Raw genomic sequence first — 12,825 nt, 5'->3', positions numbered from 1 at the left:
CTCAATTGCTCTGGGAGAGCCGCTTTTCGGCCCGTTTGACGATCGCCGTCAGCGGCAGCAGCACGACGACGTAGATCGCGGCGATCACCGTGTAGACCTCGAGGGCGCGATAGGTGTCCATCGCCGCCACTTGGCCCTGGTAGAGCAGGTCCGGCACCGCCAGTACCGAGACGAGCGAGGTGTTCTTGAACTGGATGATCGACTGGTTCATCAGCGGCGGGATCATCCGCTTGATGGCCTGAGGCAGCACGATGCGGCGCATCACCCGCGCCGGCGTCATGCCCAGCGCCAGTCCGGCTTCCGACTGGCCAGGCTCGATCGAGACGATGCCGCCGCGGATGATCTCGGCATAGAACGACCCGCCATAGAGGGTCAGGGTGACGATCGAGGCTGTCACCGCGTCGAGCTTGATGCCCGTCATGATCGGCAGCGCATAGTAGAACCACAGCAGCAGCACGAGCAGCGGGGTGAGCCGGAACATCTCGATATAGGCCCAGGACAGCCAGCGCAGAGCCGGCGAGCGCGAAAGCTGGGCGATGCCGGCGATGAGTCCCGCGATCAGCCCGAGCACCACGACCGCGATCGTGATGCCGATCGTCACGCCGGTCCCGGTCAGGAAGATCCAGCGATAGCTCCAGACGATGTCGAAGTTCCAAGTGTAGTCCATGCCCACCCCGTTGGCATGCGGCTCGCGGCCTCGCGCACGAGGCCGTTAGCAGGAATGCGATCAGAGGGCGTCCCGCGCCAACCGCGGGACGCCAGGAAACGATCAGAGCGTGATGCCGGGCGGCAGGTCGTCAGCGGTGACGCCGACCTGGTCGAGGCTCGTGATCACGGCCTCGCGCACCAGTCCGAGGCCGCGGGCATAGACGATCCAGGTGTTGACGAAATCGCGCCAGGTCTTGTCGGTCTCGCGGCGGAAGGCGGCATTCGAGGTCGAGCCGAAGAAGGGTTGCGGCACGATCACCTTGCCGAGCGCCGGATCGGCCTTCACCGCGCGCACGCCGCCCATCCAGAAGATGCACTGCGCATCGACGCGGCCGCTGCGCAGCGCGAGCATGGCCTCGTTGATGGTCTTGAAGCGCGTGATCTGCGCCTTGGGGCAGAGCTTGCTGGCGATCTGGTCATGCGCCGAGCCGACGTCCACCGAGATCTTCACCTCGGGCTTGTTCATGTCGGCCCAGCTCTTCGGCTCGAAGCCGGACCTGGCGATCACCACCAGGGCGCTGTCGTAGACGGTGGTGGAGAAGTCGACCGCCATGGCGCGTTTCGGCGTCGGGTTGAGGCCGAACATGATGTCGATCTTGTCGGCCTGGAGATCGAGCACCGCATTGCCCCAGGTCGTCTCGACGAGCTCGAGCTCGACCTCCATATCGGCGGCAAGCGCCGCGCCGATCGCATAGAAGTGGCCACCCCACTTGCCGCTCGCCGGATCCTTGACGAACCAGGGCGCCGAGGAGGTGACGGCGCCGAGACGCAACTTCTTGTTGGCGACGACGCGGTCGAAGGTGTTCTTGGCCGCGGCCTGCGCCTCCGCCCTGCTGGCGCTCAATGTGAGAGCGGTGGCGGCGACCGCGCCGGCGCCGATGAGCCCTGCCAGATCCCTGCGTGTCGTCATGGTCTTTCTCCCGTTGTCATGAGGTGCAACCTCGTCTTGTCGGTGAGCAGGCCCCGCTTCCCCGGCGGGCTTTCGTGAGCTGCAACCCCTCACCGAGGGCTGCAGCGCAATATCGTCGTCCTCAGGCGGCTTTCGGCGCCAGCAGGACGCCCGGATTCATCAGGTTCTGCGGATCGAACAGCGCCTTGACCTTGGTCATCAGCTCGTAGCGCAGCGGATCGGCGAGGCGCTCCAGTTCCTCCGTCAGCTTGCGCCCGACGCCATGCTCGGCGCTGAAGGTGCCGCCGAAGCGAGCGGCGACGTCGTGGATCGCGCGCTCGACTTCGAGGGCGAAGGCGTCCTCGTCCGGCAGCGAAGCCCAGAAATCGCGCTGGAACATCAGGATCACGTGCACATTGCCGTCGCCGAGATGGCAGACGACCTGCGTCACCGCCTGCGGATAGCGCTCGGCCGCGACGACATCGGCGGCGGCGATGAAGGGTGCGACGTCCGACGAGCGCACGGCCACGTCGAGGACGATGCCGATGCCTTCCTTCTTGTTGGCCTCGGATACCGAATGCCGGATGTGCCAGAACTCCGAGGCCTGCTGCTCGGAGGTCGCGACGACGGCATCGAGAGCTTCGCCGCGCTCCAGCGCCGCGCCGACGACCTCTTCGAGAATGGCGGGGAGTGCGGTGGTCGCGTCCTCGCTGCCGAGCTCGATCAGGACCGACCAGGCTGGGATCTCTGCGAAGGGGAAACGAACACGTTCCGCATGGCGTCGTACCAGCTCGAACTGCGAAGCCGAGACCAGTTCGAAGGCCTGTACATAGGAGCCTGCACGGTCCTGCAGCGCCGCGAGCAGCGCAACCGCCGCGGCCGGATCGGCTGCCGCGACCCAGGCATGGGCCGTGTTCGGCGTCTGCGGGTGCAGCCTGAGTGCCGCGCCGGTGATGATGCCCAGCGTGCCTTCCGCGCCGATGAAGAGATGGCGCAGCATGTAGCCGGTATTGTCCTTGCGCAGCGCGGCGAGATCGGTGAGCACGCGCCCGTCGGCCAGCACCACCTCCAGCCCGGCGACCAGATCGCGCATCGGGCCGTAGCGGACGACGCCCGTGCCACCGGCATTGGTCGAGATCAGCCCGCCGATCTGGGCGCTGCCTTCGCTGCCGAGATGCAGCGGGAACTGCCGCCCGGCCTCGATCGCGGAATTGTGGAGATCACCGAGCACGACGCCAGCGTCGACGGTCGCAATCCCCGTGGCGCGGTCGATGGCGCGGATACGGTTCATGCGGCGCAGGGACATGACGATGCCGGGCTTGTCCTGGCGGGCGCTTTCGGGCACGGCGCCGAAGCACAGCCCGGTATTGCCGCCTAACGGAAAGACCGGCTGACCCTCCGCCGCGCAGAGCGCGACGACGGCGGAAACCTCCTGCGTCGAGGCCGGCTGGACCACCGCAAGCGCTCGGCCGCGCCGGCGCTGGCGCCAATCGGTGATCCACGGCTCCATCTCCGCCGGATCGGTGATCAGCCCCTTCTCGCCGACGATGCTGCGAAGTTTCTCGATCACGACCCGGTCTCCGCTCAGGCGAGGCTGATGGCTTTCGCCTGCTCGGCAGCGACCCTGAGCTTGGCCATCGTCTCGGCGCTCGGTCCCAGCAGCGGCAACCGCACGCCGCCGACGGGCATGCCGGCCAGTGCCATGTACTCCTTCAGCGGTCCGGGATTGGTCTCGACATAGATCGAGTCGACGACCGGATCGATCTTGTCCTGCAGCTTCAGCGCCTCCTTGAGCTTGCCCTGGCGGGCGAGCTCGAAGATCTCGATCCAGATCTTCGGGTAGATCGTGGCCGAGGCGAGCACGCCGCCGCGGGCGCCGAGCGCGACATGGGTCGCAAAGAGCGGTTCCTCGCCGGAGAGGATCGCGATCTTGTCGCCGGCGTATTTCACGGTGCGGATGAAATCCGGCATGTCGTAGGACGAATACTTCATGCCGATGATCGAGCCGTCCTCGGCCATCGCCTGGACGGTGTCGGCGAAGGCCGAGACCGTTGTGCGGCGCGGGATCTGGTAGAGCATCACCGGCAGGTCGAGTGCGTCGCGATAGCGCCGGAAATAGGCGCGCATGCCATCCTGCGTGCCGGGGGCGTAATAGGGCGTCACGGTCATGACGGCGGCCGCGCCGGCAGCGGCGAAGTCGCGCCCGGCCTCGAGCGCATCCTCGAAACCGGTGGAGAGCACGCCGGGAATGACCGGCTTGCCGTCGGCGGCCTCGACGCAGGCGGCGACGATCGCGCGGCGCTCGTCGCGGGAGAAGGCCGGATACTCGCCGGTGCCGCCGATCGGCACGACGCCGGCTGCGCCGGCGCGGAGCTGGAAGCGGACGAGCTCCTGCAGGCCCTTGATGTCGACGGCGCCGTCCGCGGTGAGCGGCGTGACGATCGCGGTGTAGAGGCCGCTCAGCTTGTCCTGGGTCAGTGTCATCGAAGCATCCCTGCCGCGATGCGCCGTCTCGCGCATCGTCTCCCGTCAATCACGCTCGGTCCATGGCCGGCGCGTCCTTGAAACGAAGCGTGTTTCACGAATCCAGCATTGTCAACACAAAGGTACAAAAAATGTCGTATAAGAAATTTCGCGCATGAAGATACCAGCCCTCCCTTTTCATCCCTGCCGCGCATGACTATGACAGAGCAGGGGCGCCCCAGGCCCTTGGCGGAGAGAAGTCGCATGCCGGAAATCTCGTTGGCGGAACGAGGCGATACGTCCGAGGCGCCGGAGGCCTCGCGCAATGGCGACGAGGCGCGCGGGGTCGATATCGGCGCGCGCCTGCTCAAGCTGCGCAAGAGCCGCCGCCTGACGCTTCAGGATGTCAGCGCCATGACGGGCGTGTCGGCCTCGGCCTTCTCGAAGATCGAGCGCAATGAGCTGTCGCCGACGATCTCGACGATCCAGCGCATCGCGCACGGGCTGGAGGTCGAGCTGGTGACGCTCCTCTCGGCCGAGGATGAGGTTAATCCGGTGAGCTTCGCCGGGCGCCGCAGCATCAGCCGGGCCGGCAGCGGCAGCAAGCACACCACCGGAACCTGCAACAACGTCCTGCTCTGCGCCGATCTCAAGAACAAGCGTGCGACCCCGATCCTGACGACGGTGACGGCGCGCTCGCCCGATGAATACGCGGCCTGGGCGAAATCGGAGGCGGAGATCTTCGTGACGGTGCTCGAAGGCACACTGGTGGTGCACAGCCGGCTCTATGAGCCGCTCGAGCTGAACAAGGGCGACTCGGTCTATTACGATGCCACCACCGAGCACACTTGGACGTCGAAGGGCCCGACAAACGCCGTGGTCCTCTGGGTTCTCGTCGACCTCTGAGGCCCCTGAACGGGCGGCGCCCCGTCCTGCCAGGGCGGGCAGGGTCGAAACACACGCCGACGGACGCCATGTCCAGAGGGCTGATGGCTGCACTGCTGACTGCAGCCGCGTGTCGGACCATCGTCGAGATCTGGACCTGTCGAACCGGAGCGGTCGCTGAAGGCATTCGATCTGTCAAATGCAGACGATACCCCGCCTGATTATCTCGCATTTCAGATGCGCGATAATCTTTGACGTCCGATCTCTGACTGGGAACCATCGCGCATCCGAAGTGCGGATAATTCCGTTACGGCCCTCGGCCATTCCACCAATCGGCTGAACTGCCGCGCGGCAGCAATCGGAATGCCGCGGGCAAAACTCGATAGCTGTCAGCTCTGATCACAGGCCGACATCGCCTACGGCGTTGTCAATCGCTCTATTCGAAATCGGCCGGGATCGAGAGCCGCCAATCGACCGGCACGGCGCCGAGCCCGGCCTGATCGAGCTGCGGCTCGTCGAACAGCAAGTTGATGCTGACGTCGAATGTGGCGAACGCCTTGCCAAACCACTGTCTCTTCAGTCCTTTGCGCAATTCGAGCCGCCCGCTGGCCCGTCGGCTGCGATAGAGGATGCGCATGCTGGCAATCTGCAGGCTGGCGGCGGGGAATTGCTCAAGGACGAATACCTCGCGCTGCGGATCAAAACTCGGCCCGAGATCGACGAAGAGCGTCGTTTTCGAGCCGGTGTCATAGGTAAAAAATCGGCGCGGTTTTACTTTCTCCGCAACCAGCACTGTGCTCTGGCCGGGGATCAGTTCGAGGCGTACCCCGCCCTGCGGCAATGGCATCTCGCTCAGCTGCGAAGCTGCGGCCAGCTTGCCCGAAAAGACCACCCCTTCTCCCATCGATGACATTCCTAGTGGTGATCGCGCTCATAGACAGCTTGAGCAAACAGTCCGTAGCTGTCGGCATTATACATGCGCTGCTGGGTCGAAAGAGTCCGAAATTCCGGCTCATCGCCGTATGCGTAGTCTTCCGAATAGAAGATCAGATGGGTTGCTTCATGGACAAGCGTCGACGCTCGCGTATTCGGTCCGGATTGAGCGAAGTGTAGCCGGTCGTAGAGATTGATGCCCGCATAGGGGGTCATGCGGATCAATCCTCTTGCCAGTGGCGTGATCAGACCGAGCCCGGTCAACGGGCCCAGCGGACGCGCTCGGACCGACTGTGGCAGAATGCGCCAGTCCGGCCAGCTGACGCTGCCACCCTGGACGAAAGCGATCGTTGTGTTCCTCGGCGGATCCGGCCTCACGTTGAATTGCGGGATGTGCACAAAGAAGCTTTGCGCATAACGCCAGGAGAGGCGGCTTTGAACGGGCGGTCTGGCAAAATAAGCTCGAATCGCCCGAAAATTGTCGAGCACCTCGAATAGATTGTTCGCGTCCGTCCGGGTGGTGCCGGCAATGCCGAAATATTGCTGAATCAATGGATCGGGGTTGTTGATCGTACCGCGACTCCAGAACGTGCTGTTCCACCAGCCGTTGCGGGTGGCGATCTGCGCTTCGAGCAGAGCGATCGCATCCTCGACCATGTCGACCGCACGATGGAAATCGGCGTCCATTCGCGCTTGACGCTGCTGGACGAGCGCAGCCTGCCCGGTCAGGCGCGCCGTGCCGGTTCGATCGACAAAGGTTGTCGGATTGCAGCCTGTATAGGCATAGAGATTGAGCCCGTCCTTGTAGCCGGCCGGATCGGTGGTCAGGAACCGACCCATCGACGGCACGTAATAGCGCAGGCCGATGCAGTAGAGCCCGGTCGCGGAATCGAGCTCACGGCCGACATAGCGATAGCGCTTGCGGTCGAGATCGAGCTGACTCTTGCCTTTGGCCAGTGCCTTTCCGCCATAGGGCAGATACTCCTCGAACGTGATCAGCAGCCCGCTCGCGTCGAGCTCGATGGTCACCGAGCTCTGATTGTTGGCGACCTGATAGCGCAGTTGCGGTGTCGGCTGGGTGCTGTCGGTGTCGATGATGAGCAGGCGCTCGTCACCAGCGCCGACGCTGAGCGAGGAGGCTTCGCCGTCGGGCGTGCTGCCGCCACCGGTCAGTCTGGTGCGCGTCGTATGGACGAGCGCACCGATATAGAACACGTCTTCGACGATCGTAACCGCGGAGCTCTGTAGGAAGCGTTTGGTCTTTCGCCGGCGCGCGCCATTGCGGTCATAGCGGTAGTATTCCGCGTCATCCGAGCTGCCCGGGCGTATGACGAGGGCCGCTTTGCTCATCTGCCTGCGATAGTCGAAGGCGATGGCCGGCAGGTTGGGCAATTGCGCGAGATTGCCGTTGAGGTCGTAAAAATCGTCAGGAACCTTGCCGCCGGTCGCCATGTCGGCGGGCACGGCGTGGTTGGAGGTCGCCGAAACCGCAAAATCCCAGGTCCAGCTTCCTTGTCCGCCACTGCCCGCTGCGACGTGCCGGACCTGCAGCAGGTTGTTGGAGGGATCGAGCGTGTAGCTTTCCGTATAGGGGACGAGCTGGTCGTCAGCCGCGCCGGCGAAACGCTGCGCCCCTGGCGCCGTCAGATCGGCCTCCTGGCGCCCCGTCGCCAGCCGCAATCGGTAGATCGAATCGTAGGTGTAGTCGTTGTCGGGCGTGGTGACGCCGTTCCTCCAGAAGCTCGGCGGCTCGGCCTTGCGAACGATCCGCGTCACGTTGCCGACGGCGTCGTAGTAGAAATCGTCGTCCTGCAGCACAGCGCTATCGCTGGTGCGCAGCGTGCGGATGGCGTTCAGGCGCTGCGTTTGCGCGTCATAGCCGCGGCTCGTCGTGGTGCCATTGGCGAAAACGCTGTCGGTCGGCTGGGCATTCGCGAAATAGCGCCGCGCGCCCATCACCGGCACGGCTGGCTGGCTTGCGTCGGGAGCAAGCGCGCTCGTCGCGATCCAGCCATTCACATAATAGCTGGTCGCCGTCACCGTGCCGTCGGCGTTGAATTGGGCGAGGGCCCAGGAGCGTCGATTGAACACCGCGCCGAGATCCCAGATTTTCGGCAGCATCGGCACTTTCGATGGATCGCTCCAATCGATCGGCGCGTCATATTCGACCGGAAACTGGCGGGTTTCCGCGGTCGGCTGGTCGGTCAGGTCATAGAGCGCGATGCGTGCTTCCTCCGCCTGATCGCGGCGGATGACGATGCGGTTGCGGCTGTTGGTCGTTGGATCCGTGCCGTAAACGAGACTTTCGGCCTGATAGGGTGTGCCGGTCACCGGATCGACGAAGAGCCCTGTCGGCCGCCGCAACGTGTCGTAGGCATGGCGTACATGCTGGCTGGCGTTGTCCCAGCGGTCGAGCGGATTGCCGAGGCTGTCGGTGAGCACCCGCCCGGTGCCGGGCTGCGCCTTACCGCAATCGGTGGAGACGGTGCTGATGATCTCCCCGGTCATCGCATAGGCCTGCTCGACATTGAACAGAACCGTCGCCGCGCCCTTGTAGAAGCGCGGATCGGCCTGCTTGGCGAGCGAGCCCGCGCTGTCGTACCAGCTGCCGGTTTGAATGAGCTCGGGCGCTGGCGGCGTCGTGCCAACCGGGGCGTAGGTCACCTGTTTCGTCTCGACGCAGTCGCGCCCGAGCGGATCGAGGTCTATGGTCGCGAAGGTTCCGGCGAATTGCGCGGCCTTGAGCAGCGCATTGCGCTCATTGGCGAAGGCCGGGTCCGTATTGCCGATGTTCGCCTGGTAGTAGGAGGAGTCGAGGATGGTGTCGTCCTCGTCCCACACCTCGCGTGCCCAGGTGCGGTAGATTGTTTTCGAGAAGAACCCCGGGGGCGTGTCGGTGCGGATGACGCGTCCCAGCGCATCGTGAAAACTCGAGGTGCAGGGCGCGTTCGGCGAAAGATCGAGTACGGGCAAGGCGCTGACATAGGGGGCGTATCGGCGCGCCTCGCGGCCTTGTTCGTCATAGGCCAACTGATCGGTGACGATCCAGCTGTCGCCTGCGGCGCCGGCATCGAGCGCAGCTGCCTCGATCTTGCTCTGCTTTGCGAGATCGCGCGCCTGCGCGTCGATATAGCTCAGGGTCGCGCCGTAGCGTCGTGGGCCTGGGTCCCACTTTGGATCAGCGGGCTTGATCGCTCGGTCGGCATCGATCAGCACGCTGCAGACCGGCCCGTCGCCGCGCGCCATCGAGAAGTAGTCTTCCCAGTAATAGCTGCCGGCTCCCTGCAGATATTTTTCCGGGTCGGCAAGAATGTCGGCACGGGATTTGGGGGCGATGTACTGGTAGTTCGTCAGCGGAGCGTCGCCGAGGCTGACGCCGCCAATCGTGCCGTAGCGGGAGAACGCCAGCATCTCGGCGAGCGGACTGTAGAAGGTCTCGGTGCAATTGCCGTTGATATCGGTGACAAGGTAGGGCTGGAGCGCCTGGTAGTCGGTGGCGAATTGCGTGACCTGGCCGAGCGCATCTGTGCTCGCGATCATCTCGAGCGCATAAGTGTCGTAGCTGAATTGCGTGCGCGCGCCGTAGGGATCGGCGACCGCGATCGGCAGGTAGAACTGCGTGGCGTCGGCATAATGGCGCCGGCTGCCGGGATTCCACCAATAGCCATCGGCGAGAATATAGCCGGCGCCGCGCCCACCCGAGGCTTCGAGCATCGCATCGTCGACGCGCGCGCCGTAAATGGTCGCGACGAAGCTCGGCGGAAACACCGCCTTCTGCTGCTCGTAGATCAGACTTTGCGCCGAGAGGCTGCCGAAGGGCAGAGGCGCGCTTTGCATGGCGTTCCAGTAGAGATCGCGCGTCCAGTGGTAAGGGCGCGCCTGCATCTGTCCCGGCGTGAAGGGTGTACCGTAATCGATCGTATCGGCCAGCGCCTGTGCATAGGCAATACTGAGCGTGTCGAAATTGAAGAAGCCGCTCCCAGCGGTCAGTCCACCGATATCGAGCTCGGTTTCCTGCCATTGCAGGCCGACATAGCGATAGGGTTCGGCTGTCGTGGCTGGGTGATTGATATAGGCGCGCGCGGTCGCCGTCGTGATCAACGCCAATTGCTGGGGCGCGACATCGGGACCGATGGGGCGGGGGTAGGCGATATTGGCGATGAGCGTGATGTTGCCGAAGGCATCCTGCTCCAGATTGAAAGAGTCCGCGACGCGCGCTTCGGCAGGATTGTCCTCCTCCGACAGTACACGGCTCTGGCGCTGCGTGACCTGAAACGAGGCGGGATGTGGACCGATGCGCGGCTGCAGCATGCGCACCCGGTAATTCTGCGCCGTGCTCTGATAGGCGACCGGCCGCTCCTCGCCGCTCGTGTCGAGCCCCGTGGTGCTTTTCGCCGCCTCGCGCTCCTTCAGGGCGCGATAGGCTTCGCGCACCGTGGCGCCACCAGCGACGAAGATATCGGGGTCGAGATAGTCGTCCGGTACCAGTGGATCACCGCGAAAGCGCGGCAGCGGCACCGAGCGCGCGTCCACCAATGTCGCTGCGCCGGTGTTGTTCCAGCGCCGGCTGAGGCAGGGCTCACCCGGCACGAAGGTCTGGCCGCCACGACTGGGGAAATGCCAGAGCGTCGGCGAAATCGCCTGGCTGTCGAGGCTTTGCGCATAGGCAAAACCGCGGAATTCGCGCTCGATCGGGTCGTAGTAGCCGTCGGCATATTGGTAATGCGTGGTGCTGGTGAGCCCGGTCGCGCCGTCGCTGATCTGCGTCTGCTCGACGAGCTGCACCACGGTCGAGAGCGGCGTCGGCCAGGGCCGTCCGGCCTTGCGGTCGGCGAGCTGGAAATGCGTCGAGCTGCGATAGGTGAGGGCGGTCGTGCCGCCAAACCCGTTGTCGATGACGCTCAGATGGAACGGCGCCTCGGTGGCGGGAAAGCGCAACGCATGGTGCGACACCGGCGCTGCTGCCTTGCTCAGGACGAAGGCGGCGCGGCCGTCGCCGAAAACATCGGCGAAATTGATCTGGTCGAGATCGTCGATGCGCTGCGGAACCGGCACCAGCAACGGATCGGAGAAACGGTTGCCACTCTCGTTGCGATAGATGGCCAGATAATCATCGTAGGCGTAGATGAGATCGGCATAGCCCGAGCCGGTCACATCGGCGAAGAAGATGCGCGCCGTTGTCAGGCCGGCGCCGAAGCGCGGTGTATTGGAGATCGTCACCGGTGCGCCGAAATCGCCATAGCCGAGCGTCGGCCAGACGGTGAGCAGCCCGTCGCTCAGGCGGATGCGATGTTGCAACCCGTCGCCGAAAACATTGGCGAAACCGATGAAGGTGACGGGGCTTTCGCCGGTGGCAGGCGGGAAAAGCTCCGGAACGCCATGCAGCGTCGGTGCGGCATAGCCGCCCGTGCCGAGCGAGGAATAGACGCGGATGCGCTCGCGCCCGGCGCCGATCATCAGGTCCTGTCTGCCGCCACCGTCGAGGTCGACGAACTCCATGCCGGGCATGGCGATTTCCGGCGGGACGCTGGAGAAGGGCACGAAGCTTTCCCAGCTACCGTTGTTATTGTTGCGGTAGAAGCCGGCGCGGCTGGGGTCGCGCACCACCAGATCGAGCTGACCATTGCCGTCCAGATCCATCAGGGCGCAGTGGCCCTCGGCGAGCGCCCGGTCGATCGGGAGTTGCGCTGGCGCGATCGGCGGCTGGTAACGGCCCTCGCCGAGTGCGCGCCAATAGGCGATCGTGCTGGCGTCGTTGAACAGCATGCCGGGAATGCCGTCGCCGTAAAGGTCGACGAACTGGTATTGGCCCCGCCCCGGTGGCCCCTGGAAAGGCGGCAGCCCGGATACCTCCAGCGTCTGCATCTGGGAGTTGGCGGCACTGAAAGCGTTGAAGCTCAAGGTGACTTGCGGTTTGGCCTCGCTCACCTGCGAGCCGTCGGAGAGCGTCTTCCAGCCGATCTGCTGCACGGACGTCGGGATCGAGAAATACGGCGTCTCGTCGTAATCGAGCGCCAGCACGTTGCTCAAGCAGCGTCCGGCTCCCGGCAGCGAGGGAAGGTCATGCACGGTCAGGATGTTGCGGCAAAGTCTCCATGTGCGTAGCTCGAAGCCGGGTCGATAGGTGGAGAAGGGATCGCTACGCAGGCGCCAGGGCGCAGCAGGATCGATCGAGGGCGGCGAATACTCGCCATAGTCGAAGAGGATGTTGACGGCGAAGCGCTCTGTTGTCCCGTCGAGATAATTGCCGTAGCGGATCGCGCTGACATAGCTCTGGGCGCAATTGGCGCCGGCAGGCAGCCCGGCGCCGTCCTCCCGCTTGTAGTCGTAGATGATCTTGTTGCCGAGCGCGTCGCAGCTGTCGCTGATCAGCCAGGAATAGATGCGGGTCGGGTATTGCGGGTCGGCGATGCGCGCCTCCGCCGTGACGCCATAGCGCGCCGTGAGGTTCTCGGCGCTGACCGTCCGCCAGTAGGACGTGCCGTCCGTCTGGTTCTGCCACCATTCGACCAGCGTGCCCGAGCCTTCGATGCGCGCCCGGAAGCCGATGACGAGATAGTCGCCCTCGACGCGTTCACTCTTCACCCAGTCGCTGCCGACGGGATCGTAGCGTGGGGTGAGCTCGCCGCCGTCGAAGACGAAGCGGTCGTCGCTGGTGTAGCGCGGGATGCCCCTGTCGGTCAGGCGCGAAATCGCCGGCAATGCCAGATCGAACCCCAAACCGTAGGGGCTGTTGCCGACGCTGCCGCTATAGGAGAGCGACAGATCGGGGGCGATCTCGCGCAGTTTCGGTGCGGCGACCGGCATGGTGAAACTGGCGGAACCGCTGACGAGATTGACCTCGAAGCGTTCGCCATAGCCGGAAATCTTGCCGCCCTCCTTGGCGTCGATCTTGGGGACCTGGATTTCCGACGGCGCCTGCATCACTCCTGCTCCCGTAGCCGCTT

Annotated in this window: 7 protein-coding genes; 1 reads left to right on the top strand and 6 read right to left on the bottom strand. The window is 64.6% G+C overall.

Going from position 1 to position 12,825, the window contains the following annotated elements; genetic code table 11:
• Window position 1: 1 nt before the first annotated feature.
• The 4 genes from ACWIGM_RS10425 to dapA all read right to left on the bottom strand — a co-directional run bounded on the left by ACWIGM_RS10425 (window position 2) and on the right by dapA (window position 4,081).
• Window positions 2-667, bottom strand: a complete 666-nt coding sequence (locus tag ACWIGM_RS10425) for an amino acid ABC transporter permease (RefSeq protein ID WP_454025872.1) — start codon at window positions 665-667, stop codon at window positions 2-4.
• 102 nt (window positions 668-769) lie between these two features.
• Complete coding sequence (locus ACWIGM_RS10420; protein ID WP_454025871.1) at window positions 770-1,618, bottom strand: transporter substrate-binding domain-containing protein; 849 nt, start codon at window positions 1,616-1,618, stop codon at window positions 770-772.
• A 121-nt stretch (window positions 1,619-1,739) separates the two neighbouring features.
• On the bottom strand, window positions 1,740-3,167 hold the full coding sequence (locus tag ACWIGM_RS10415; RefSeq protein WP_454025870.1) for an FAD-binding oxidoreductase: 1,428 nt from the start codon (window positions 3,165-3,167) through the stop codon (window positions 1,740-1,742).
• Window positions 3,168-3,181: 14 nt separating this feature from the next.
• The gene (dapA, locus tag ACWIGM_RS10410) at window positions 3,182-4,081 is read right to left on the bottom strand and encodes a 4-hydroxy-tetrahydrodipicolinate synthase (RefSeq protein WP_454025869.1); all 900 of its coding nucleotides are present in this window, start codon (window positions 4,079-4,081) and stop codon (window positions 3,182-3,184) included.
• A gap of 243 nt (window positions 4,082-4,324) precedes the next feature.
• Here dapA and ACWIGM_RS10405 point away from each other — a divergent pair, with 243 nt between their 5' ends.
• Window positions 4,325-4,966: a helix-turn-helix domain-containing protein gene (locus tag ACWIGM_RS10405; RefSeq protein ID WP_454025868.1), complete on the top strand. Its 642-nt coding sequence runs from the start codon at window positions 4,325-4,327 to the stop codon at window positions 4,964-4,966.
• Between the two features lie 415 nt (window positions 4,967-5,381).
• On the opposite strand, the gene ACWIGM_RS10400 is transcribed toward ACWIGM_RS10405, so the two are convergent.
• Window positions 5,382-5,849: a hypothetical protein gene (locus ACWIGM_RS10400; protein ID WP_454025867.1), complete on the bottom strand. Its 468-nt coding sequence runs from the start codon at window positions 5,847-5,849 to the stop codon at window positions 5,382-5,384.
• An 11-nt stretch (window positions 5,850-5,860) separates the two neighbouring features.
• Window positions 5,861-12,802: a SpvB/TcaC N-terminal domain-containing protein gene (locus tag ACWIGM_RS10395; RefSeq protein WP_454025866.1), complete on the bottom strand. Its 6,942-nt coding sequence runs from the start codon at window positions 12,800-12,802 to the stop codon at window positions 5,861-5,863.
• Window positions 12,803-12,825: the final 23 nt, after the last annotated feature.

Source organism: Allobosea sp. NPDC055332 (assembly GCF_053645455.1).
The sequence above is the reverse complement of the archived record's forward strand: the minus strand, read 5'-3'. Positions and strand labels throughout refer to the sequence as shown.